This is a genomic window from Streptomyces sp. NRRL S-37 (genome assembly GCF_000721605.1).
Classification (GTDB): Bacteria; Actinomycetota; Actinomycetes; order Streptomycetales; family Streptomycetaceae; genus Streptomyces.
In genome coordinates, this window is sequence record NZ_JOIZ01000008.1 from 93,834 (window position 1) to 117,065 (window position 23,232).

General features: G+C 72.6%; 23 protein-coding genes and 1 pseudogene. 12 read left to right on the forward strand and 12 right to left on the reverse strand.

Annotated features, from left to right (window positions below; genetic code table 11):
* Positions 1 to 571 precede the first annotated feature (571 nt).
* The 6 genes and pseudogenes from IH50_RS37685 to IH50_RS0114930 all read left to right on the forward strand — a co-directional run.
* Positions 572 to 1,269 (forward strand): annotated as a pseudogene (locus IH50_RS37685) (lytic polysaccharide monooxygenase); the annotation flags it as partial.
* 265 nt (positions 1,270 to 1,534) lie between these two features.
* The gene (locus IH50_RS0114910) at positions 1,535 to 2,545 is read left to right on the forward strand and encodes a substrate-binding domain-containing protein (RefSeq protein ID WP_030861372.1); all 1,011 of its coding nucleotides are present in this window, start codon (positions 1,535 to 1,537) and stop codon (positions 2,543 to 2,545) included.
* Between the two features lie 51 nt (positions 2,546 to 2,596).
* On the forward strand, positions 2,597 to 5,008 hold the full coding sequence (locus IH50_RS0114915) for a nitrate- and nitrite sensing domain-containing protein (RefSeq protein ID WP_037872420.1): 2,412 nt from the start codon (positions 2,597 to 2,599) through the stop codon (positions 5,006 to 5,008).
* Positions 5,009 to 5,037: 29 nt separating this feature from the next.
* Positions 5,038 to 5,469 carry a roadblock/LC7 domain-containing protein gene (locus tag IH50_RS0114920; protein WP_030861377.1) on the forward strand — a complete coding sequence of 144 codons (432 nt, stop codon included), beginning with the start codon at positions 5,038 to 5,040 and terminating at the stop codon, positions 5,467 to 5,469.
* Between the two features lies 1 nt (position 5,470).
* Positions 5,471 to 5,830 carry a DUF742 domain-containing protein gene (locus tag IH50_RS0114925; protein ID WP_030861379.1) on the forward strand — a complete coding sequence of 120 codons (360 nt, stop codon included), beginning with the start codon at positions 5,471 to 5,473 and terminating at the stop codon, positions 5,828 to 5,830.
* Entirely contained in the window at positions 5,817 to 6,413 is a 597-nt protein-coding gene (locus IH50_RS0114930) for a GTP-binding protein (RefSeq protein ID WP_030861381.1), read from the forward strand. Before IH50_RS0114925 ends, IH50_RS0114930 begins: the two co-directional genes overlap by 14 nt.
* A 79-nt stretch (positions 6,414 to 6,492) precedes the next feature.
* On the opposite strand, the gene IH50_RS0114935 is transcribed toward IH50_RS0114930, so the two are convergent.
* The 8 genes from IH50_RS0114935 to IH50_RS0114970 all read right to left on the reverse strand — a co-directional run bounded on the left by IH50_RS0114935 (position 6,493) and on the right by IH50_RS0114970 (position 13,711).
* Positions 6,493 to 7,452, reverse strand: coding sequence for an ABC transporter substrate-binding protein (locus IH50_RS0114935; protein ID WP_030861383.1), 960 nt, complete (start codon positions 7,450 to 7,452; stop codon positions 6,493 to 6,495).
* A 74-nt stretch (positions 7,453 to 7,526) separates the two neighbouring features.
* The gene (locus tag IH50_RS0114940) at positions 7,527 to 8,192 is read right to left on the reverse strand and encodes an ABC transporter permease (protein ID WP_030861385.1); all 666 of its coding nucleotides are present in this window, start codon (positions 8,190 to 8,192) and stop codon (positions 7,527 to 7,529) included.
* Positions 8,189 to 8,890, reverse strand: coding sequence for an ABC transporter permease (locus tag IH50_RS0114945; RefSeq protein ID WP_030861387.1), 702 nt, complete (start codon positions 8,888 to 8,890; stop codon positions 8,189 to 8,191). Before IH50_RS0114945 ends, IH50_RS0114940 begins: the two co-directional genes overlap by 4 nt.
* On the reverse strand, positions 8,887 to 10,017 hold the full coding sequence (locus IH50_RS0114950) for an ABC transporter ATP-binding protein (RefSeq protein WP_030861389.1): 1,131 nt from the start codon (positions 10,015 to 10,017) through the stop codon (positions 8,887 to 8,889). Before IH50_RS0114950 ends, IH50_RS0114945 begins: the two co-directional genes overlap by 4 nt.
* 252 nt (positions 10,018 to 10,269) lie before the next feature.
* Complete coding sequence (locus tag IH50_RS41635; RefSeq protein ID WP_158801226.1) at positions 10,270 to 10,710, reverse strand: hypothetical protein; 441 nt, start codon at positions 10,708 to 10,710, stop codon at positions 10,270 to 10,272.
* Positions 10,711 to 11,210: 500 nt separating this feature from the next.
* The gene (locus tag IH50_RS0114960) at positions 11,211 to 11,942 is read right to left on the reverse strand and encodes an FAD:protein FMN transferase (RefSeq protein WP_030861393.1); all 732 of its coding nucleotides are present in this window, start codon (positions 11,940 to 11,942) and stop codon (positions 11,211 to 11,213) included.
* Between the two features lies 1 nt (position 11,943).
* Positions 11,944 to 12,342 (reverse strand): FMN-binding protein, encoded by a 399-nt coding sequence (locus IH50_RS0114965; protein WP_030861395.1) that lies wholly within the window; start codon positions 12,340 to 12,342, stop codon positions 11,944 to 11,946.
* Between the two features lie 28 nt (positions 12,343 to 12,370).
* Complete coding sequence (locus IH50_RS0114970; RefSeq protein ID WP_030861397.1) at positions 12,371 to 13,711, reverse strand: ferric reductase-like transmembrane domain-containing protein; 1,341 nt, start codon at positions 13,709 to 13,711, stop codon at positions 12,371 to 12,373.
* 149 nt (positions 13,712 to 13,860) lie between these two features.
* Between IH50_RS0114970 and IH50_RS0114975 the strand changes: the two genes are divergently transcribed.
* From IH50_RS0114975 to IH50_RS0114985, 3 genes are all read left to right on the forward strand, one after another.
* Positions 13,861 to 14,550, forward strand: a complete 690-nt coding sequence (locus IH50_RS0114975; protein ID WP_030861399.1) for a response regulator transcription factor — start codon at positions 13,861 to 13,863, stop codon at positions 14,548 to 14,550.
* Positions 14,547 to 15,980 (forward strand): sensor histidine kinase, encoded by a 1,434-nt coding sequence (locus IH50_RS0114980; RefSeq protein ID WP_030861401.1) that lies wholly within the window; start codon positions 14,547 to 14,549, stop codon positions 15,978 to 15,980. The genes IH50_RS0114975 and IH50_RS0114980 overlap by 4 nt, the downstream gene beginning before the upstream one ends.
* A gap of 254 nt (positions 15,981 to 16,234) precedes the next feature.
* Entirely contained in the window at positions 16,235 to 17,239 is a 1,005-nt protein-coding gene (locus IH50_RS0114985) for an NAD-dependent epimerase/dehydratase family protein (RefSeq protein WP_030861403.1), read from the forward strand.
* A 52-nt stretch (positions 17,240 to 17,291) separates the two neighbouring features.
* Here the strand turns inward: IH50_RS0114985 and IH50_RS0114990 are convergent, their stop codons facing one another.
* Positions 17,292 to 18,404, reverse strand: coding sequence for a sensor histidine kinase (locus IH50_RS0114990; protein ID WP_030861406.1), 1,113 nt, complete (start codon positions 18,402 to 18,404; stop codon positions 17,292 to 17,294).
* Between the two features lie 3 nt (positions 18,405 to 18,407).
* Positions 18,408 to 19,136 carry a response regulator transcription factor gene (locus tag IH50_RS0114995; protein ID WP_030861408.1) on the reverse strand — a complete coding sequence of 243 codons (729 nt, stop codon included), beginning with the start codon at positions 19,134 to 19,136 and terminating at the stop codon, positions 18,408 to 18,410.
* 104 nt (positions 19,137 to 19,240) lie between these two features.
* On the opposite strand from IH50_RS0114995, the gene IH50_RS0115000 reads away from it, so the two are divergent.
* From IH50_RS0115000 to IH50_RS0115010, 3 genes are read left to right on the forward strand one after another with little or no spacing between them, the layout of a single operon-like run.
* Complete coding sequence (locus IH50_RS0115000; protein ID WP_030861410.1) at positions 19,241 to 19,963, forward strand: glycosyltransferase family 2 protein; 723 nt, start codon at positions 19,241 to 19,243, stop codon at positions 19,961 to 19,963.
* Complete coding sequence (locus IH50_RS0115005) at positions 19,960 to 20,580, forward strand: TIGR04282 family arsenosugar biosynthesis glycosyltransferase (RefSeq protein ID WP_030861412.1); 621 nt, start codon at positions 19,960 to 19,962, stop codon at positions 20,578 to 20,580. The genes IH50_RS0115000 and IH50_RS0115005 overlap by 4 nt, the downstream gene beginning before the upstream one ends.
* Positions 20,577 to 21,272, forward strand: coding sequence for a methyltransferase domain-containing protein (locus tag IH50_RS0115010; protein ID WP_030861415.1), 696 nt, complete (start codon positions 20,577 to 20,579; stop codon positions 21,270 to 21,272). Before IH50_RS0115005 ends, IH50_RS0115010 begins: the two co-directional genes overlap by 4 nt.
* A 184-nt stretch (positions 21,273 to 21,456) precedes the next feature.
* Here the strand turns inward: IH50_RS0115010 and IH50_RS0115015 are convergent, their stop codons facing one another.
* Positions 21,457 to 21,882, reverse strand: a complete 426-nt coding sequence (locus IH50_RS0115015) for a hypothetical protein (RefSeq protein WP_037872423.1) — start codon at positions 21,880 to 21,882, stop codon at positions 21,457 to 21,459.
* Positions 21,879 to 23,138 (reverse strand): molybdopterin-dependent oxidoreductase, encoded by a 1,260-nt coding sequence (locus tag IH50_RS0115020; RefSeq protein WP_030861419.1) that lies wholly within the window; start codon positions 23,136 to 23,138, stop codon positions 21,879 to 21,881. The genes IH50_RS0115015 and IH50_RS0115020 overlap by 4 nt, the downstream gene beginning before the upstream one ends.
* Positions 23,139 to 23,232 lie beyond the last annotated feature (94 nt).

Here is a 23,232-nt window from a genome sequence, read left to right on the forward strand (position 1 = left end):
CGGTACTCCGGGCAACGCGGAGTGTGGGGAGGAGAATCGATTCGCTTCGTCGTCTTGGCGTCTCGTCGTCTTGACGTCTCGTCGTCGAAGCAGCGTGGGGTGAATCGAGGTGCGGCGAATCGGCCGGCCGGGCGCGAGCAGCGGTCCGTCCGGGGTCACCGGCGGGCCGACTGCGGTCGAACGATAGGCAGCGCGCGGGCCGCCCGGATACGGGGGAAACCCTCGATCCGGCCGGGACACCCCCCTCGCCGAAAGGCGGTTGACCAGGAACGGACCGCTATGCCCGCATCGCCTCGGAGATGAACGCGCCAGGCGCTTCTTCCGTACTGTCGGACTCCTGCGGAGCAGCGCATGAAACGGGTTCCTGCCCCAAAAGAGGAAAACCGCCCACGAAACGGCTGATACGATCACCAATGTGCTGAGCGAGAGCCAAGCTGGCACAGCAACTCAGTTGCTTGCAGTACACAATTGGGCTGGTTCCAACCCGGCTGATGTTGATCGTGTAAGACCTAATGGCCCGCTGGGCCCATGGGCGACGTGAGTCAGGAATCCCCTTGCTTCAGCTGGGGGAGGGTTCAAGGCGTGGGACAACCTGCGGATGGCGAACATCGGCGGCAGGGACGGGCAGCGGATCCCCGGCAGGTTTTGTGCAGCGGGGGTCCGCCCGCCTACCGGGGGCTCGACCTGGCCCGTACGGACTGGCCGGCGACCCGGGTGGGACCCGGTGGGGCGCTGCCGATGACGTACGTCTCGACGATCCCGCACACCGGCACGTTCCGGATGTATCTGACGGAGCCCGGCTACGACCCGGCGAGGCCGCTCACCTGGGCCGACCTGCCCGAGAAGCCGTTCGCCGAGGTGACGGATCCGGCGCTGACGGACGGCGCCCACCGGTTCCGGGCGACCCTGCCGTCGGACCGGACGGGACGTCATGTGCTGTACACGGTGTGGGAGAACAGCAGCACCCCGGACACGTACTACTCGTGCTCGGACGTGGTGTTCCCGGAGAAGGAGAAGCCGGCGGAACCGGCACGGGAGAGTCCGGCGCGATCGGCACGGAAGAGCGTGGCGCCTCCGCCACCGTCTCCACGCCCCCGGACGGCGAGCACCCCGACGCCCCGTGTCGCCACGACCGCCGCCACCCTCGCCCCGCACACCACCACCGCCGCCCCCTCCGGCCCCTCCGCCCCGCTGCTCGCGGGCGGTGCCGCCGCCGTCCTGGTGCTCACCGGTGGCGCCGCGCCGGCCCTGCGGCTGCGCCGGCGCTGAACGGCGGGCGTCCGCGAGAGGGACCGGAGCCGCTCCGTACCGTCCAGGCGGTTCGGCGGCGGACAACGGCCGTACCACACTTACGGTTCATCACAATGCGGCAGCATCACCTCACTTCACGTGGCTGTTCACTTGACGACCAGTGGTTCCACAGGGTTGGCTCCGGCCCAGCGAGAGTCACCCGGTCGGAGTACGCACACCCGTGCGGTTCCGTCCGTGCTCTCCCCTGCTCTTGCTCGGCCGCACAGCGAGGTCCGCACTCTCCATGAACACTCGTCCCCCGTCCCCACGCCTCACGAGACGCCGTCTGGCAGCTCTGGCAGCCGCCGTCGGTCTGCTGGCGACCGGCTGCTCCGCCTTCGGCTCGGCCGACGACTCCTCGGACTCCGACGGCGTGGGCACCTCCGGCGCCGGACGGATCAAGGTCGCGATGGTCACCCACGGCAGCGAGGGCGACGCGTTCTGGGACCGGGTGAAGAAGGGGGCCGAGGCGGCGGCCGCCAAGGCCGGCATCGAGCTGACGTACCTGAGCGACCCGGACCCCGCGGGACAGGCCGACCTGGTCCGCGAGGCGGTCCGCGACGGTGTCGACGGCATCGCGCTGACGCTGGCCAAGCCGGCGGCCATGAAGGGCCCGGTCAACGAGGCACGGGCCGCGGACATCCCCGTGGTCGGGCTCAACTCCGGTATCGACGCCTGGAAGTCGGCGGGGCTGCTGGGGTTCTTCGGCCAGGACGAGAGCGTGGCGGGCCGGGCCGTCGGCGACAAGCTGGACGATCTGAAGGCCGAGCACGCCCTGTGCGTCGTCCACGAGCGTGGCAACGTTGCCCTGGAGGCCCGCTGCGCCGGCGTGCGGAAGACGTTCGGCGGGATCACCGAGAACCTCTACGTGGACGGCACCGACATGCGCGCCGTCTCCGGCATCATCGCCGCCCGGCTGCGGCAGGACCCGACCATCGACGAGGTGATCACCAACGGGGCGGACTTCGCGCTCACCGCGGTCGACGCCGCCGCGGAGGCGGACAGCGACGCCGACGTCGCCACCTTCGACCTCAACGGCGACCTGGTGGAAGCCGTGCGCGGCGGCAACGTCCAGTTCGCCGTCGACCAGCAGCCCTATCTGCAGGGCTATCTCGCCGTGGACGCGCTGTGGCTGTACCGGACCAACGGCAACGTCAGCGGCGGCGGGGTCGCGCCCGTGCTCACCGGACCGGCGTTCGTCACCAAGGCCAACGCCGCCTCGGTCGCCGGGTTCGCCGCCGACGGAACCCGCTGACGGGCCGGCCCGTGCGTACTTCCTCCACCATCCGACCGCTCTAGGACCACGATGTCTCCACGGACAGGTGCCCGGCGCCGTATCGGCTCCATACGTCTCTCGCTGTTCCTCCTCGCCCTGGTGCCCAGTGTCACCCTCGCCGGCATGTGGGGCCTGACGACGATCCAGATGTTCTCCGAGGGACTGCAACTGCGTTCCCAGACGGAACTGAGCCGGTCGACCGGCGCGATGGGCACGCACGCCGCGCTCGCGCTGCAGCAGGAGCGCAGGCTGACCGCCGCGTGGCTGACCGCGCCGGAGAGCCCCCGGACCGCCCTCGACGCGCAACGCGAGAAGACCGACGAGGCGGTGGCGAAGCTGGTCGGCCAGGCGGACGCGATCGCCGAGGCACCGGCACGCATCTCGGACCGCATGTACGGGGTGCTCGGCTCGGTGGGCAGCCTGGAGTACTACCGGGACCAGATAGACAACCCCGGCGACATCACCGCCGAGGAGGCACTCGAGCAGTACACCTCGATCATCGACGACCAGATCCACGCCTTCCAGGAACTCTCCCAGGTCGACGACGGGGACCTGACCTCGGAGGCCGAACCGCTGATCTCGCTGGAGCACGTCGCGGAACTGGTCTCCGAGGAGGACGCGCTGCTCACCCTCGCCTGGTCCGGCGGAGAGCTCGACGCGGAGAACTGGAGCAGGTTCGCGGAGCTGGTGCACACCCGCAGCTGGCTGGTCAACGACCAGATCGTGCCCTCCCTGCGCGGCGAGACCAAGACCCAGACCGAGCGGATCCTGCAGAGCGCCGAGTGGCGCGCCCTGCTGGCGGTCGAGGACCAGGTGCTGTCGACCGCGCCCACGGGCGAGAAGCACACCGTCGAACTGCCCGACCTGCGGGAGCGGTGGGACGAGGCCATGGACCGGGTCTCCCCGCAGTACGCCGCCATGATCCGGCAGCAGACCGACGCGCTGCTCGTCCGCAGCGCCGACGAGGCCCGCAGCCTGCTGATCACGGCCGCCTCCCTGAGCGCCGCCGGACTGCTCGCGCTGCTGCTGTGCGTCGGCCTGTCCTGGCGCATCACCCGCTCGCTGTCCCGCCGGCTGCGCGGGCTGCGCATGGCCACCCTCGGCCTGGCCGAGGAGCGGCTGCCCGACGTGGTGGCCCGGCTGGAGCGGGGCGAGAAGGTCGACCCGGAGTCGGCGACGACCCCGCTGGACTACGGCGACGACGAACTGGGGCAGGTCGCGAGCGCGTTCAACACCGCGCAGCGCACCGCCGTGCACACCGCGGTCGAACTCGCCGACGCCCGGCGCGGTTTCCAGAAGGTCATCCTCGGCATCGCGCGGCAGAGCCAGAACCTGGTCAACCTCCAGCTCAGCAAGCTCGACGCGCTGGAGCGCCGGCACACCGACCCCGAGGTCCTCAAGGGCCTGTACGAACTGGACTCCACGGCCAGCCAGTTGCGCCGGTACGAGGAGAACCTGGTCATCGTCAGCGGTGAGCGTCCCGGCCGTACCTGGAGCGAGCCGGTCGCGCTGATCGACATCGTGCGCAGCGCCGTCGGGGAGGTCGCCGAGTACCAGCGGGTGGAGGTGCTCACCGAGGAGGAGGTGTCGCTCGCCCCGCCCGCGGTGGCCGACGTCATCCACCTGCTGGCCGAGCTGATCGACAACGCGACGGTGTACTCGCCGGCGCCGAGCCCCGTCACGGTGCGGGCGACGGTGGTGGCCAAGGGCCTCGCGGTCGAGATCGAGGACCGTGGCCTCGGCATGTCGGACGACGACTACGCCTCTCTGAACGCCCAGTTGGCCAAGGCCGCGCAGTTCGACGTGGTGGCGCTCGCCGACGACCTCCGGCTCGGCATGTTCGTGATCTCCCAGCTCGCGCACCGGCACGGCGTCTCCGTGACCCTGCGTCCCTCGCCGTACGGCGGGACGACGGCGATCGTGCTGATTCCGCACGAGATCGTGGTGCGTGACGTGCCGTCCGGCGGTGACCGGCGGGAGACGCGCGCCGAGGCCGTACGGGACCGGGCGGACGGCCGGCGCGAGAAGCCCGTGGCCGTCGCTGCGGAGCAGGCCACGGCGCCCCGGGCTGACGGCCGGCGCGAGGAACCCGTGGCCGTCGGTGCGAAGCAGACCGCGGCGCCCCGGACGGCGGCCGCCGTCCGGCCCGCCCCCGCACCGGCCGTGCCGGTGCCCGCGCCCCGCCGGGACGGGCTCACCCCGCTCCCCCGCCGGGTGCCGCAGACCAGCCTGGCCGCCGAACTCCGCGAGGGGGCCGTCCCGGACGCCGGGGACGACTCCGGCGACTTCACCGCGGAACACGCCGCCTCCTCCCTCGCCGGCTTCCAGCGCGGCACGTCCCAGGCGCGGGACGACGACGGCACCGACGAGGCCGGGCCGCCGGACGAGGCGCACGTGTCCGCCGCTCCCGCCGAGCTCCCGACTTCGCCCACCGACCGCTGACCGCCGACCGCTTACAAAGGAACACCGTCATGACACGCCCCGTACCCGCCACCCACACCCAGCTGGACCAGCTGCTGACCGGACTCGTCGAACGGGTCGCCGACGTGAACCAGGCCGTGGTGCTCTCCGAGGACGGACTGGTGGTGAGCAAGTCCACCGGCTTCCTGCGGGACGACGCGGAACGCCTGGCGGCGACCGCGTCCGGGCTGATGAGCCTCAGCAAGGGCGTCAGCATGGACTTCCGCGGCGGCCCGGTGCGCCAGGCGCTCATCGAGATGGCGCACAGCTACCTGATCCTCACCTCGGCCGGTCCCGGCGCCCATCTGGTGGTGCTGACCGGTCCGGGCGCGGACGTCGGCGTGGTGGCGTACCAGATGAACATGCTGGTGAAGAAGATCGGCGAGCATCTCAGCGCGGCCCCGCGGGACATCGCGGGGCCGGCCGTCGACCCCGGCGTGTGAGGTGGGCGGAAGCGACTCGGCGGGCCGGCTCGTACGGCCGTTCACCCTGACCGGTGGCCGGACCCGGCCCAGCCGTGCCGACTTCACGCTCATCACGACGGTGACGGCGGTGGATCCGCAGCCCGAGGGGGCGGCCCGGCCGCAGCCCGAGCACTCCCGGATCCTGCGGCTGTGCGCCGAGCCGGTGGCGGTCGCCGAGCTCGCCGCGCGTCTCGACCTGCCCATGAGCGTGGTCGTCATCATGCTGTGCGACCTGCTGGAGGCGGGGCGGATCACCGTCCGCCCGCCGCACCCCGTCGACCGGACCACGGTGGACCTGGATCTGCTGCAGAAAGTGAGGGAGGGCCTTGGCCGGCTCTGACACCACCGCGCGGGCGTCCGCCGGACGTTCGGTACCCGACACGGTCAAGATCCTGATCGCCGGTGGTTTCGGCGTGGGCAAGACGACCATGGTCGGCTCGGTCAGCGAGATCGCCCCGCTGCGCACCGAGGAGCCGCTGACCATGGCGGGCCTGGACGTCGACGACCTGAACGGCGTCGAGGAGAAACGTGCCACCACGGTCGCGCTGGACTTCGGCCGGATCAGCGTCTCGGACGATCTCGTGCTGTACCTCTTCGGCACGCCGGGCCAGCAGCGGTTCTGGTTCATGTGGAACGACCTGGCCGTCGGCGCGCTGGGCGCGGTGGTCCTGGTGGACGTGCGCCGGCCCAAGACCAGTTTCGCCGCGATCGACTTCTTCGAGAACCGGGGCATCCCGTTCGTGATCGCCGTCAACGGCTTCCACGGGGAGCACCCGTACCCGGTGGAGGACATCCGGGACGCGCTGGCGCTGCCGGACGGCGTGCCCGTGCTGCTGTGCGATGCGCGGGAGCGGGAGTCGTGCCGGGACGTGCTGGTCGCGCTGATCGACCTGCTGATCGCGGAGGCGGCGCCGGCGGGGTGAACCGCCGGTGGGGTGCGGCCGACGGGCCGCACCCCCGGGCGGGTCAGTCCAGGCCGGCGGGCCGCACCCCCGTGCGGGGTCAGTCCAGGCCGGCCGACTTCAGCCAGGCCTTCGCCACGTCCAGCGGGTCCTTCTTCTCCAGCTGCACCTGGGCGTCGAGGTCGAGGAGGGTCTCGGTGTCCAGCTTCGCGGAGACCGCGTTCAGCGCCTCCACGCCCTCCTCCGGCAGCTCTTCCTTGCGCACCAGCGGGGTGACGTTGGCGAAGCCGAAGAGGTTCTCGGGGTCCTTCAGGACGACGAACTTCTCCTTGACGATGGTCGGGTCGGTGGTGAAGACGTCGGCGGCCTGGACCTCGTTCTGGGTGAGGGCCGCCTGGGTGAGCGGGCCGCCCGCGTCGAGCGCCTTGAACGACTTGAACTTCAGTCCGTAGACGGTCTCCAGGCCCTTCAGCCCCTGCTGCCGGGTCTGGAACTCGGGCGAGCCGCCGATCACCAGCTCCGGCGCGGCCTCCTTGAGGTCGGCGAGGGTCGACCCGTCGGTGAGGCCGTACTTCTTCGCCGTCGCCGCGTTGACGCTGACCGAGTCCTTGTCCTCGGCGGGCGAGGACTCCAGCAGCGTCAGGGACTTGTCCAGCTTGGCCTTGGCGGCCTCGTTCACCGCCTCCGCCGACTCCTGCCCGGCCTTCGGGTCGAGGTAGGCGAGGAGGGAGCCGTTGTACTCCGGCAGGACGGTGATCGAGCCGTTCTTCATCAGGCCGTACGTCGTCTCACGGCTGCCGATGTTGTGCTTGTAGTCGACCTTGAGGCCCTTGGCGCGGAGCGCCTCGCCGTAGATGTCGGCGAGCAGGGTGGACTCGGCGAAGTTGTTCGAGCCGACGACGACGGTGCCGGCTTCGGCCTTCTCCCCGTCGAGGGGGTTGTCGGAGGTGCCGTCGGAGGAGGAACAGCCCGCGAGCAGCGCCGCCACGGCGGTGAGCGCGACGGCCGCCGCGCCGGTGTGCCTCGTCCTGGACCTGCTGCTTTTCGCGGTGAAAGTCATTCGCCGATCCAATCCAGCCACGCACGGCGAGTCAAGGACGTCCGGGTCACGTTTGTCGTACATCTGATCGAACATCAGCGCCTGCGCACCCCGGGCGACACGACCAGTCGTCCCGCCGCCCAGAACACGGCGAGGGTGAGCAGCGCCAGGACCGCCACCAGGGTGGCGCCGCCGACCACCTTCTCGTAGTCGCGCTGGTAGAGCCCGTCGATGATGTACCGGCCGAGTCCGCCGAGACTGACGTACGCGGCGATGGTGGCCGTCGACACGATCTGGATGGCGGCGGAGCGCAGTCCGCTGAGGATCAGCGGGAGCGCCACGGGCACCTCGACCTGGAAGAGGACCCGCGACTCGTGCATGCCCATGCCCCGCGCGGCGTCCACGGGGGCGGGGTCGACGGAGCGGACCGCCTCGTAGGTGGTCACCAGGATCGGCGGGACGGCCAGCACGACCAGCGGGATCATCACGGGCAGCAGGCCGAACCCGATCAGCAGGACGGCGAGGACCAGCAGGCCGAAACTGGGCAGCGCGCGGGCGGCGTTGGCGACGAAGGCGAGCGCGTTGCCGCCGCGTCCGGTGTGGCCGGTCAGCAGGCCGACGGGCAGCCCGATGGCGGCGGCGACGGCGAGGGCCAGCAGGGAGTACTGGAGGTGTTCCCAGAAGCGCTGCGGGATGCCGTCGTAGCCGTGCCAGTGGGCGCTGTCGCTGAAGAAGGCGTTGACGAAGTCGAGGACGTTCACCGGACCGCGCCCTCCGGGGTGATCTCCGCCCGCCGTGCGACGGGTTTCGTACGGGTTCCGCCGCGCGGCATCCACGGCGTCAGCAGCATCCGCAGCCCGACCAGCAGGACATCGCAGAGGATCGCCAGGACGGCCATCGTGACCACGGCGTTCACCGCGAGTTCGGGCCGGTCGTACTTCTGCGCGGCGGCGAGCAGGTTGCCGAGGGCACCCTGGTTGCCGATCAGGGCGCCGACGCTGACCAGGGAGATGCTGGACGCGGTGGCGACCCGGAGTCCGGCGATGACGGCAGGCGCGGCGATGGGCAACTGCACCTGGAGGTAGCGGCGTACGGGGCCGAAGCCCATGGCGGTGGCCGCGGCGAGGGTCTCGTCCGGCACCGAGCGCACGCCGTCGACGAGGGCCGGGACCAGGACGACCAGGCTGTACAGGGCCAGCGGGATCATCACGGTGAGTTCGGTCTGGCCGGTGTAGTCGATGAGGACGACGAAGAACGCCAGGGAGGGGACGGCGTACAGCACGGTCGTCAGGCCCAGCACGGGCGGGTAGAGCCAGCGGAAGCGCCCGCACAGTTGCGCGACCGGCAGCGCGAGGAACAGCCCGGCGGCCACCGGCAGCAGGGCCTCCCTCATGTGCAGGCCGATCAGCCCGGCCCAGCTGTGCTGGAGGTCGCTGGGGATGTCGAAGAAGCCGGTCACTTGGCGACTCCGGCCTTGTCCGTGTCCGGCCGGCTCTCGCGGTGGGCGCCGCGGATGGCCTCGCCGATGGTCTGCTGGGAGACGACGCCGGTCACCCGGCCCGCGCCGTCCACGGCGACCGCCCAGCCGACGGGTGAGAGCACGGCGCAGTCGAGGGCGACCCTCAGGGAGTCGGTGCCGGGCACGAACGGCCTTCCGTACGGCAGCAGTCGGTCGGTGCGGATGTCACCGGCGGTCAGTTGGTCGCGCTCCGCCCAGCCGAGCGGGCGGCCGTCTGCGTCGGTGACGAGGAGGTGGGGTGCCTTGGTGGTGGCGATCCGTCCGGCGCCGGCGTCGGCCGGGATCACGGCGTCGGTGGTCAGCTCCAGTGTGTCGGAGGAGAAGAAGGACAGCCGCCGGATGCCGCGGTCGGCGCCGAGGAAGTCCTCGACGAAGCCGTCCGCGGGGCTCGACAGCAGCTCGGCGGGCGGCGCGTACTGGGCGAGCCGGCCGCCCTCGCGCAGGACGGCAACCATAGTGCCCAGCTTGATCGCCTCGTCGATGTCGTGGGTGACGAAGACGATGGTCTTGCCCAGTTCGTCCTGGATGCGCAGGAGTTCGTCCTGCAGTCCCTTGCGCACCACGGGGTCGACGGCGGAGAACGGCTCGTCCATCAGCAGCACCGGCGGGTCCGCGGCGAGCGCCCGCGCCACACCGACGCGCTGCTGCTGCCCGCCGGAGAGCTGGTAGGGGTACCGCTTGGCCAGCGAGGGGTCGAGACCCACCCGCTCCATCAGCTCCGCCGCCCGCTCCCGGGCCCGCTGCTTGCCCCAGCCGAGCATGCGGGGCACGGTGGCGATGTTGTCGACGATCGTGCGGTGCTGGAAGAGCCCGGCGTTCTGGATGACGTACCCCATGGACCGGCGCAGGGTGGTGACCGGCTGCCGCCGGGTGTCCTCGCCGTCCAGCAGGATCGTCCCCTCGGTGGGTTCGACCATCCGGTTGATCATGCGGAGGGTGGTGGTCTTGCCGCACCCGGAGGGTCCGACGAGGACGGTGATCGAGCGGTCGGGGATGTCCAGCGACAGCCGGTCCACCGCCACCGTTCCGTCCGGGTACCGCTTCGTGACTGAATCGATCCGTATCAAGACGCGGAATACCCTTCCGATGGGCGGACGGTTCTGGCCAGGACGTGACGGTCTGACGCCGGTCGAGTCTAGACGGCGCCCTCGGCAAGCGCCTTGAAGCGCCGGACGCCCGTGTCGCCGCCGGAACGGGCACACGGGCGTCCGGGGGCATGCGGGGTGCTGTGCGGGCCGGCGGCGGGAACGGGCTGCCGCCGTCCCTGGATGCCGTCGGCTCACGCGACCGCACGCCCACAAGGGTGACGACATCGGCGATCACCACGGCAGCTCATTGTCATTGCGGTTCTGAGTCGCCGTCAGTGTGGTGCTGTGATCGCGGTGGAAGCTGTGTCCATGGCGAGAAGACCGCACGTTCGGACCGGGACTACCGGTGGCTGTCTGTTCAACGGATGTCTGGTGCTGTGCGTTCTGCTCCTGGTGGCTGTCGTGGGCACCTGGATCCGGGTGGCGACTCAACCGGGACGTGATGAGGACGAGGCCCGTGCCCACCTGCGGGAAACTGTCGAGATGTACCGGGAGCGCCTCGCCCGAGCCGCGGCTGACGGGAGTCTGCGGGACGAGGAGATCGGCCGGCTCTTCCCTCCCATGAAACCGGCCGAAGGGCTGGTCGACATCAGGAGGCAGGGCAAGTCGACCACCGCCGTCGTCGGCCTGCTCGGTATGGGACCGGCAAGGACGTTCATCTTCGTGAGCCATACCACCGTGAAAGGCTGTTATGCCTTCCACGTGCCTCCCCCTGCGCATGAGGTTCCGCGTGTCTCCGTGCGGCAGCTTCCCGATGAGGCCTGCACACGCAGCAGCAGGGGCGGGAGCCCTCCGAACACGCTTCCTCGGTGACGCGTCGCGGTGCGGCACATGATCTCCCGAAGGCTCATGTCCCCTTACTCTGCCGAAAAGGGTGAACATCCAGCGGGCGAATGTACCTCACGCACTCAGATGAGCGGAATGTGAACATCAGAGGCCGAAATGCTCCCGCTTTTCAAAAGAGGTACGGGAAGCACCCCTCGATGCTCCCGCGGACGCCGCCGGCGCGGACCAGTTCGGGCAGGGGCACTTCGGTGAGCGACCGGCGCGAGAGCAGGCGAGTTCGCCGGTGGAGCGGTCGCGCCGGCCGGCTCGCCCCGCACACCAGGAGTGTCCGTGCGCGGGTCGAAGTGTCGTGTACGCCGGGAGCTTCGCGCGGGGCCCTGCGAGTGTTATGCCGCCTCCCGCGCCGCGGGGAAGCCCGGTGATCGTACGACCCGGCGGTCCGCCGTCACGGCGAACACCTCGCAACCGGGGCGTGCGGCGGCCCATGTGATGCCCTCCGGGCCCAGGGCGAAGGCCGCCGTGGCGACCGCGTCCGCCTCGGTCAGGGTGGGGGCGGTGACGGTCAGGGCGAGCAGGCCGGTCGCCGGGCGGCCGGTGCGGCCGTCGATGATGTGGTCGCCGCGTTCGTAGCGCGCGGAGGTCGCGACCGCGCCGTCGGTCAACTCCAGGACGGTGCAGAGCCGGTCGGCGTGGTCCGGGTGCCGTACGCCCACGCGCCACGGCCCGCCGGCGGCGACCACGTCACCGCCGGCGTTGAGGCAGAACCGCCGCGCTCCCGCCGCCCGCAGCAGTTCGGCGCCCTTCTGCACCGACCAGCCCTTCACCACCGCGCACGGGTCGAGGCGCCGGCCCGGCAGCCGTACGTCGAACGCGCCCCCGGTGGCGGTCCGGTACTGCTCGCACAGGGCGAGGACCTCGGTGAGGTCGTCGCTGAGCCGGCCGGGGTCCAGTTCGCCCCGGTCCAGGCGGGAGACCTCGCTGTCCTCGCGGAACGGGCTGAAGCGGGCGTCGGCCTCGCGCAGCCAGGCGAAGAGGCCGTCCGCCGCGGACTCCCCGAACCCCTCGTCGTCGACGCGGAGCGACACCGGGAAGCCCATGACGTGTTCGACGCGCCGCACGTCAGGAGCCCTGCGCGTCGAGGGCGGCCTGCAGCGACTCCCGGTAGCCGTCGCTGGTGACGGTGGCGCCGGAGACCGTGTCGACGTCGGCGCTCTGTGCCTCCAGAGTCTCCTCGATCAGGACCGGTACGGCGGCCATGGTCTGCGGGTGGTCCGGCTGCCGGAGCATCCGCACCGCGCTGATGCGGTCGCCGTCGAGGGTGACCTCGACCTGTACGGGGCCCTTCTCGGTGTCGACGGTGGGGCCGGCCACCACCCGGGTGGTGCTGCCCGGGGAGGCGGACACCGAGGGGGCGGGCGCGGGTTCGGCGACCGCCGGCTCCGGGGCCGACGGGGTGTAGCGCCAGACCGGGATCAGTCCGGCGACGGTCAGGACCAGGACGGGCAGTGCTCGCTTCACGATCTTCTCCTCATTCGTCCCGTGCTCGTCATCCGGCCAGGCTGAAGCGCTCGTAGTGGATCTGCTGCTTCGGTACGCCCAGTTCGCGCAGGCCGCGCAGGACCGCGGTGGTCATGCCGGGCGGGCCGCAGACGTAGACGTCCCGGTCCGTGAGGTCGGGCACGAGGCGGGAGAGTTCGGGGGGGGCGAGCCGGTCCGGGACCGGCGGGCCGGTGATCAGGTGGAGGTCGGCGCCCTTGGCGAGGGCGAGTTCGCGCAGTTCTCCGTGGAGGACGGCGTCGGTCTCCGTGCTCACCCGGTAGAGGACGACGGCGTGGCCGTGCAGCTCCTCCAGCAGGGCGCGGATCGGGGTGACGCCGACGCCGCCGGCGATGAGCAGGGCGTCGGGGCGGGTGCGGTGCAGGGTGGTGAAGGCGCCGTAGGGGCCCTCCGCGAAGACCCGGGTGCCCGGCTTGAGATGGCGCAGGGCCGCGCTGCCGTCGCCGGCCGCCTTCGCGGTGAGCCGCAGGGTGCGGCCGTCGGGGGCGGCGGACAGGGAGAACGGGTTCGCCTGCCACCAGCGGTCCTTCGTCAGGAACCGCCACAGGAAGAACTGGCCGGCGCGGGCGGGCAGCCGGTCCAGATCGCGGCCGGTGATGTGGACGGACACCACGTTGTCGTTCTCGGGGACGACGGCGGTGACCCGGAACCGGTGGCGCCGGTTGCGCCACAGCGGCAGGACCAGCCGGCCGGCGACCACGGCGGTGAGGGCGGCGCCCCACAGTCCATACCAGTAGGCGGTGGCGGCGGCCGAGGCGGTGAAAGTGGAGCCGACGGCGACCTGGTGGGTGAAGGCGAGGACCACGGCGACATACGTGTACAGGTGGATGAAGTGCCAGGTCTCGTAGGCGAGGCGGCGCCGGGCGCGGCGGGCCGAGACCGCGCCGACGACCAGGATCAGCGCCAGTGCGACGACCGCGCGCAGCACGCCCTCGACGGTCTCCGCGAGGTCGACGAGCTGGTTCACCGGGTCCATGGAGGACATCTCGGCGTAGCCGAAGGTGATGAAGACGGCGTGGCCGAGGAGCGTCCACAGCAGTCCGAAGCCCACCCAGCGGTGCCACAGGGTCAGCCGGTCCATGCCGATCCGGCGGTCCAGCCAGGGCAGCCGGGCCACCAGCAGCAGTTGGAACGCCATCAGCAGGGCGGCGTACAGGCCGGTGAGGCGGCCGAGTACGACGAGGGCGTTGGCGCCGAAGCCCGCCTGAACGAAGAAGACGGCCACCACCACCGCGTTCGCGGCGAGCAGGCCGTACAGGCCGGTGCGCGCCACCGCCTTGGGGCGTCGCCTCGCGGTGGGGGGTGCGGGAGGCGATTCGACAGCTGTCACCGCGGAAGCTCCTTGATCGGGTCCTGGGACTCCGAGCTTGGTCACAGGCGCTGTCGATCTCCTGTCGGTCAACTTTCAAGTTTTTATCGATCGAGACGCGATCGTGCACCGCCTCTGGCGCCGGGGGCGGTGTGCCGCAGTATGGGCGGGTGGAAAAAGTACGACTCCTCGTCGTGGACGACGACCCGCCGATAGCCGACCTGGTCGCGACCGTCGCCCGGTACGAGGGCTGGGACGCGGTCACCGCCAACTCGGGTGAGGAGGCGCTGCGCCGCGCGGCCGAGTTCCGCCCGGACATCGTGGTGCTCGACCTGATGCTGCCGGACGTCGACGGCTTCGGCGTCCTGGACCGGCTGCGGCGTTCCGGGACGATGGTGCCGGTGGTGTTCCTCACCGCCCGGGACGGGGTCGCCGACCGGGTGGCGGGGCTGACCCGGGGCGGGGACGACTACCTGGTCAAGCCGTTCGCCGTGGAGGAGCTGATGGCGCGGCTGCGCACCGTGCTGCGGCGCAGCGCGGGGCCCGCGTTCCAGCGGTCGGTGCTGCGGGTGGCGGACCTGACGATGGACGAGGACACGCGTGAGGTGCGGCGCGGCGAGCGGCTGCTGTCGCTGACGCCGACCGAGTACGAGGTGCTGCGCTACCTCATGCGCCGCTCGCCGACCGTGCTGACCAAGGCGCAGATCCTGGACCACGTGTGGGAGTACGGCTTCGGGGGCCGCTCCAACGTGGTGGAGCTGGTGGTGAGCCGGCTGCGGCGCAAGCTGGACGACACCGGTGCGCCGCTGATCCAGACCGTGCGGGGCTTCGGGTACGTGATCCGGCAGGCCGCCGAGTGACGGCTTCCTCACGGCGGTTGCGGGACACCTACCGCGGGGTGCGCCTGGGCACCCGGCTGGCGCTGGGCCTCGGGGTGCTGTCCCTCGCGGTGTTCGCGGTCGTCGGCACCGCGCTCACCACGTACATGCACGACTATCTGGAACGGCAGCTGGGCGACCAGCTGAAGCTGATCCAGGCCGTGCAGGCCAAGGACGCGGCGGCGCACGGCACGGTCAAGCGGAAGCCGTACTACGGCTGGTACACGGCGGTGTACGACGTCTCCGACGACACGGTCACCCTGCGCAGACCCTCCGACGTGCCCGCCGACACCCGCGCGCTGGCCGATCTCGCGCGGGCGATGGCGCACTCCGACACCGAGCTGACGCGCACCGCGCGCATCGAAGGGGAGGGCACCTACCGGCTGCGCGGCTGCGAGGTCGAACCGGGGGTGGTGCTGGTGAGCGCCGCGCCCGTGGAGGACATCGAGGAGACCGTCGGGCAGCTGATCACCGTGCAGGTGGTGGTGTTCGCGCTCGCGCTGCTGGCGCTGGTGGTGTTCGGACGGCGGATGCTGCGGCGCGGGCTGAAGCCGCTGAGCGACATGGCGCACACCGCGCACGGCATCGCCTCGCACGACCTGACCGAGTCGGCGGCCCGGCTGCCGCTGCGCGCCGACGGGCGGGACGGGGGCCGGGAGGTGGCGGAGCTGCGGACCGCGTTCAACACGATGCTGGAGCACATCGACGACTCCCTCGCGGTGCGCGCGGAGGCGGAGCTGCGGCTGCGCCGGTTCGTCGCGGACGCCTCGCACGAACTGCGCACCCCGTTGATGTCGGTGCGCGGCTACGCGGACCTGTTCCAGTACGCCGCCGCCAACGAGCCCGCCGAGCGGGAGCGGCATCTGGCCCGGCTGCGCGCGGAGGCCGCCCGGATGGGCGTACTCCTCGACGACCTGCTGCTGCTCGCCCGGCTGGACGCGGCGGAGGTGGAGGCGCCGCTGCGGACGGCGGACACGGACCTGGTGGAACTGGTCCAGCAGGCCGCCGACGCGTTCCGGGCAAGCCATCCGGGGCATCCGCTGGCGGTGACGGCGGGCTCCGGGCCGCTGATGCTCCGGATCGATCCGCAGCGCGTCCGGCAGGTCCTGGACAACCTGCTCACCAACGCGGCCGTGCACACCCCGGCCGGGACGAGGGTGTCCGTCACGGTCTCCGTCACCGCCGGCTCGGCGTGGGTACGGGTGACCGACGCGGGTCCCGGCATCCCGGCGGAGGACCGGGAGCGCGTCTTCGACCGCTTCTACCGCGTCGACAAGGCCCGCAGCCGCGACCGCGGCGGCAGCGGCCTGGGCCTGGCGGTCGCCCGCTCCCTGGTACGGGCACACGGCGGCGACATCGACCTGACCAGCACCCCGGGGACGACGACGTTCACCGTCCGGCTGCCGCTGTAACGGTCATCCCCCGTTCCCGCGGGCAGTCGTGCCTCCCCCAGTGCCTTATGGGCCTGGGAGGTACCCCCAGCGGCACGGGTGGGCGCGACGGCACCCCGTAAGCGCCGGGCTGCGCTACCCACCCCCGCCCAGCCACCACACCGGGCACCGCCCAACCCCGGCCCACCTCAGCGCCGGGCGCCCCGGTCTTACGGACCCGTGACGTCACGGGCGCGGCGCCCCCGTCCGAAGAAGGGCACGCCTAGCGTGAGCACATGCGCGTACTGGTCACCGGCGGCGCCGGTTTCATCGGATCCCACGTCGTGGAGGCGCTGCGCGCCCACAGGCACGACCCCGTCGTCTTCGACATCCGCACCGATCCGACGGCGGACGTACGCTCCCCCGGCGCGGTGCGCGACGCCCTCTCCGGCGTGGACGCCGTCTGCCACCAGGCGGCCATGGTCGGCCTCGGCACCGGATTCACCGACGCCCCGGCCTACGTCTCCCACAACGACCTGGGCACGGCCGTCCTGCTGGCCGCCATGGCGGAGGCCGGGGTCGGCCGGCTCGTGCTGGCCGGTTCGATGGTGGTGTACGGCGAGGGCCGCTACCTCTGCGCCCGGCACGGAGCCGTACGCCCCGGACCGCGCGCCGTCCCCGACCTGGCGGCCGGACGCTTCGAACCCCCCTGCCCGGCCTGCGGCGCGGGCCTCGAACCCGGCCTGGTCGACGAGGACGCCCCGGCCGACCCGCGCAACGTGTACGCCACGACCAAGCTGGCCCAGGAACACCTGGCCGCCGCCTGGGCCCGTTCGACGGGCGGTTCGGCGGTGTCGCTGCGCTACCACAACGTCTACGGCCCCGGGATGCCCCGCGACACCCCGTACGCGGGCGTCGCCTCCTTCTTCCGCTCGGCGCTGGCCCGCGGCGAGGCCCCGCGCGTCTTCGAGGACGGCCGTCAGCGCCGGGACTTCGTCCACGTACGGGACGTGGCGTCGGCGAACGTCACCGCCCTGACGGCGGCGGACCCGGCGGCCGGGACGCTCACCGCGTACAACACCGGCAGCGGCACCCCGCACACGGTCGGCGGGATGGCCCGCGCCCTGGCCGCCGCGTACGGCGGCCCGGACCCGGTCGTCACCGGCGAGTACCGCCTGGGCGACGTCCGGCACATCACGGCGGACTCCTCCCGGCTCCGCGCCGACCTGGGCTGGAAGCCGGAGGTGGGCTTCGAGGAGGGGATGCGGGAGTTCGCGTCGGCGGGGCTGCGAAGCGAGTGAGGCAGCGGGGCGGGCAAGGCTGCGGGGCGGCGACGGCGGCGGGTGGGGTGCGTCACCCCTCCGTCGCCGGGAGGGTCACCTCGAAGCGGCAGCCGCCGGTGACGTTGCGGACGGTGGCGCTGCCCCGGTGGGCCTCGACGATGCCGCGGACGATGGCGAGGCCGAGGCCCGCGCCGGCCGGCGGGGTGCGGGCGTGGGTGCCGCGCCAGCCGGTGTCGAAGACGCGGGGCAGGTCCTCCTCGGGGATGCCGCCGCAGCCGTCCGTCACGGAGAGCACCACGCCCTCGTCCGAACGCCGGGCCGCGACGGCGACCGTGCCGTCGGCCGGGGTCCGGCGGATCGCGTTGACCAGCAGATTGCCCAGCACCCGGCTCATCTCCCGCCCGTCCACCTCCACCGGCACCGGCTCCACCCCGTCCCCGACGAGCCGTACGCCGTGCTCGCGGGCGAGCGGGTCCGCGCCGGCGAGGGCATCGCCGATCAGGTCGTACAGGGAGATCCGGGAGGGCGAGAGGGTCAGTGTGCCGGCGTGGATGCGGGAGAGTTCGAAGAGGTCGCCGACCATGTCGTTGAGGCGTTCCACCTCGGTGCGGATCTGCCTCAGATAGCGGTCGGGTTCGGCGGCGACGCCGTCCTCCAGCGCCTCGGCCATCGCGCGCAGTCCGGCGAGCGGGGTGCGCAGGTCGTGGGAGATCCAGGCGACGAGCTCCCGCCGGGAGGACTCCAGGGCGCGCTCGCGGTCCCGTGACTCGGCCAGTCTGACGCTGGTCGCCTCCAGTTCGCGGCTGAGCGCGGCGAGTTCGGCCGTGGACGGGCGCTCCGGCGCGGCGAAGTCCCCGCCGTCGCCGAACGAGCGGGCGGCGAGGGCCAGTTCACGGCTGCGGGCGACGACCCAGCGGCCCAGCAGCAGCGCGGTGACGGTGGAGACCACGGCGGCCATGGCGACGACCGTGGTCACCACGCTCAGGTCGTGCGCGGAGAGGAACATCGCCTGGGCGACGGCCAGGGTGCCCGCGAGCATCGCGGCCACCGCGACCCCGGCGACCACCGCGAGGTGCGCCGTCAGCGACCACCGCCGGATCAGCAGCAGGACGCACGCGCCGAGGACACCCGCCGCGGCGGCGCCGAGGAAGGCGAACAGGGCGATGAGCAGCATGTCCCGCATCGCTCACGCCTCCCCGGCCGCGGTGGCGGGGTCGAAGCGGTAACCGACGCCCCACACCGTCTGGATGAGCCGGGGCCGTGCCGGATCGTCCTCGACCTTGCCGCGCAGCCGCCGTACGTGGACGGTCACGGTGGACAGGTCGCCGAAGTCCCAGCCCCACACCTCACGCATCAGCTCCTCCCGCGCGAAGGCCCGCCCGGGGTGCTGCAGGAAGAAGGTGAGGAGGTCGAACTCTCGGATGGTGAGGGCGAGTTCAGTGCCGTTCTTGGCGGCCCGGCGGGCGGCGGGGTCGACGGAGAGACCCGCCGCCCGCAGCAGGCCGGACGCGGGGGCCGGGGCGGGGCGGGCGCGGCGCAGCACGGACTCGACGCGCAGGACCAGCTCGCGCGGGCTGAACGGCTTGGTGACGTAGTCGTCGGCGCCGACCTCGAGACCGAGGATGCGGTCGTCCTCGTCACCGCGCGCGGTGAGCATGATGACCGGCACCGGCCCCTGCCCGCGCATCCGCCGGCACACCTCCAGGCCGTCCATGCCGGGCAGCATCAGGTCGAGGACGACGAGGTCCGGCCAGTGGGCCGCCGCGCGGGCGAGCCCGCCGGGGCCGTCACCGGCCCGGTCGACGACGTATCCGGCGCGGTCCAGGTAGCCCGTGACGATCTCGGCGACGGTGGGGTCGTCGTCGACGACGAGGACCCGGGCTCCGGCCTCGGCGTGCGGTGGTCGCTGCTCCATGCCGCCAGCCTCGCACCACGCGCGCGCGAGCAGGGCGGCCGGGCCGCCGACGTCCGCATTCCGTAAGGAGCCGCTGCCCGGTTTGTCCTTTTCGCGTTCGTAGGGTGAGAGCCGTGACCACCTCCTCCCCCGCCCCCGAACCGGGCCCGCCGTCCGTGGACGTCGTCCTCCCCTGTCTCGACGAGGCCGCGGCACTGCCGTGGGTGCTGGAACGCGTCCCGCCCGGCTGGCGCGCCCTCGTCGTGGACAACGGCTCCACGGACGGCTCCGACCGCATCGCCCGCGAGCTCGGCGCGACCGTCGTGCACGAGGAGCGGCGCGGCTTCGGCGCCGCCTGCCACGCCGGACTGACCGCCGCCACGGCCGACATCGTCTGCTTCTGCGACTGCGACGCCTCCCTCGACCCGGCGGATCTGGTGCCGTTCGTGCGTGAGGTACGGTCCGGCGAGGCGGACCTGGTCCTGGGCCGGCGCCGGCCGCGGGGGCGCGGGGCCTGGCCGCTGCACGCCCGCGCGGGCAACCTCGCGCTGTCCCGGCTGCTGCGCCGTCGTACCGGACTGCGGCTGCGCGACCTCGGCCCGCTGCGGGCGGCCCGGCGCGAGGAACTGCTCGCCCTGGACCTGACCGACCGGCGCAGCGGCTACCCGCTGCAGATGGTGGTCCGCGCCGCCGACGCCGGCTGGCGGGTCACCGAGCACGACGTCCCGTACGCGCCGCGCACCGGCACCTCCAAGGTGACCGGCACCTGGCGGGGCACCTTCCAGGCGGTACGGGACATGAGCCGCGTACTCCAGGAGACACCGGTGCGGGAAGGGGCGGCGTCATGACGTCGTCGCCGGTCACACTGCTGGTGATCGCCAAGGAGCCCCGCCCCGGCCGGGTGAAGACCCGGCTGACCCCGCCGTTCACCCCCGAGGAGGCGGCGGAACTCGCCGAGGCCGCGCTCGCGGACACCCTGGACGTGGTGGCGCGCACGCCGGCGCGGCGCAGGGTGCTGGTGCTGGACGGGGCGCCGGGGCGCTGGCTGCCAACCGGCATCGAGGTCGTACCGCAGTGCGCGGGCGGGCTCGACGAGCGGCTGGCCGCCGCGTTCGCCGGGTGCGACGGACCCGCCCTTCTCATCGGCATGGACACGCCCCAGGTGACCCCGGAGCTGCTCACCGTGGACTTCGGTGACTGCGACGCGTACTTCGGTCCCGCCGAGGACGGCGGCTTCTGGGCGCTGGGCCTGGCCGCACCCGATCCGGCGCTCCTGCGCGGGGTCCCCATGTCGGTACCGGAGACCGGGGCCGTGCAACGGCGACGGCTCGCGGGATTGCGGGTCCGTGAACTGCCGCCGCTGCGGGACGTGGACACGGCGGACGACGCGGCGCTGGTCGCCGGTGAGGCACCCGGCGGACGGTTCGCCGCGCGGCTGACCAGGCTGACGGCGGCCCGCCGGTGAGCGGGGTGCGGGCGGCGGCGCGGGTCGGACATCAGCGGACGGCACCCGACGCCGAGCGGGCCTGGTCGGCGGACCCGTACGCCGACGCCCTGCGCGCCGGCCGGGGGCCGCTGTTCCTGCGCCGTGCCGACGGCCGGCTGCTGCCGCTGGACGTGGAGCGCTGGTGCGCGGAGGCCGACGCGGCGGACCTGGAGGCGCTGCGGCGCTGCGAGGGCGCGGTGCTGGACGTGGGCTGCGGGCCGGGGCGGCTGGTCGCGGCGCTGGGCGCCCAGGGGCGTAGCGCGCTGGGCATCGACGTCAGCGAGGCCGCGGTCGCGCACACGGTCGGGCGCGGCGGGCCGGCGCTGCTCCGGTCGGTCTTCGACCCGCTGCCGGGGGCCGGGCGCTGGGGTACGGCGCTGCTGCTGGACGGCAATGTCGGGATCGGCGGGGATCCGGTCGCTCTGTTGCGGCGGGTCGCGCGGCTGGTGGTGGCGGGCGGGTTGTCGATCGTCGAGACGGTGCCGCGGCCGGATGTCGACGAACGCGTCCTGGTCCAGGTGACCGACGCCCGTCGTGCGCCCGGGACGCCGTTTCCGTGGGCCCGTCTCGGGACGCCGGCGCTGCTGCGGTGTGCGGCGGCGGCGGGGTGGCGGGCGGACGGCCAGTGGTCGGCGGGCGGGCGCTCGTTCGTGGCGCTGCGGGCGGAGTAGGGACCTTTTTCTCGCCCCCGCCGCCCCTTCCCATTCCCGTCCTCGGGGGTGCTGCCCCCGGACTCCCGCTCCTCAAACGCCGGAGGGGCTGATTTCAGCCCCTCCGGCGTTTGAGGAGCGGGGTCTGGGGCGGAGCCCCAGTTTCGGGACGGGAAGGGGCGGCGGGGGCGAAGAAACACTCGGGTCAGGCCCCGTCCGCCGGCCCCCGCCCCCTCCCGCGCCGCACGGCGAACACCACCGCCGCCCCCCCGAACAGCACGGCCGTGACGATCAGCCACCGCATCGCGTACCCGTCCGCGGACAGCCCCGCGACGCCGGCGTACCGCTCCGACACCCGCCCGCTGATCAGCGGAAACCACACCAGCAGCAGCAACCCGGACAGCGCCGCCGGCACCCGCACGTAGGGAACCCACCCCCGCCGCGCCGCCCCTCGCACCAGCGCACGGTCGGCCCCCGCGTACAACGGCAGCAGCACCAGATCATGGACCACCGCCGCCCCCACGAACCACAGCGCGACCGGGAACCAGTCCCCGTCGAGCAGCCGCACCCCCGCGTACGCGCAGAGGACGAACGAACACAGCAGCACCACCGGCTTCACAGGTCGCCTCACAGTTCGCCGAAGGTCAGCCGGGCGACCCACTTGGTGTTGAGCACACCGGGCGCCGCGGGCACGATGATCCGGGCCGGATAGCCGTGATCGGGTGTCAGCTCCTCGCCGTTGACGAACAGGGCGAGCAGCGAACGCGGGTCGGCCACCTGATTGGCCCGCAGCGCCCCCCGCCGGAACGCGCCGCGCCGCTGCAGCGACTCCACGAACACGTCCACCGGCTCCTCGTGGCCGACGAGCGCCGCGAGGTCCCGCAGCCGTACCCCCCGCCACCACTGGTCGGAGGTGGACCAGCCCTCCACGCAGGCGATGGGCAGGGCCGCGCTGTGCAGCGGCATGGCGAGCAGCTCGGCCCTGCCGAGCCGTACGGTGCCGGTGGGCCCGGTGACCGCCAGCCGCCACGCCTCCTCGTTCGTCTCGGCGGCGCGGATCCCGGCGTACGCGGCCGTCTTGTTGATCTGGAAGCCCCCCGGTCCGCCGCCGGGTTCGGGGCCGCCGTGCGGGGTGAGGACGGCAGTCTCGCGCAGCGGCCCGTCGAAGCTGCGCCCGGCGGAGGTGGCGAACAGCAGCAGCGAGCCGCCGCCGACCAGTCCGAGCGCCCCGCGCCGCGAGACGGTCGGCGGGCCGGGACGGGGAGCGACCAGCTCGTCCGCTTCCTCGTCGCCGCCGTCCCGCATCGTCCGCAGGTTCCGGAACGCCACCGGCGCCTTCAGCACCGCATGGGCGACGAACGCGCCGAAGAACACCCAGGCGCCGTAGAAGTGCAGCGGGTAGAAGGAGCCGGGGAAGACATAGTCGAGCTGGATGTTGAGGATGCCCGTGGTGAACTCGAACAGCGCCCCGCCGACCAGGAGCAGCAGGGAGATCCGCTCCAGCGCGTGGGTGAGCGAGCGGGCCGGGGGCAGGGTGAACAGCCTGGGTACGACCGACCAGAGCTTGGCCAGCAGCACCGGGACGAGCACCAGGCCGAGCGTGACGTGGACGCCCTGGGTGAGCCGGTACAGCCAGTGCGGGTCGGTGGGCCAGGAGAAGAGGTAGAAGCCGAGGATCCCCTTGCCGGGGGTCTTGTCGTTCACCCGCGCGAGGTCCGGGTTGTACGCGGCGTACGACAGCAGTCCCGTCACGAACAGGATCGTGATGCCGGCGAGGAGGACCACGCCGAGCACCGCGGTGAACCGGGGGCCGCGCAGCGGGCTGCGCCAGAAGTCCGGCGAGAACGGGCCGCGCGCGGGGACGGTGAGGTGGAATGACCGGGTCATGCGCCGACGGTAGGACCGCACCACCCCATGAAAGGGTGCGGAAGGGATGACGAAACGCTGACATCGCCCCTCGTCAGCCGCTCGGCCCCGTTCC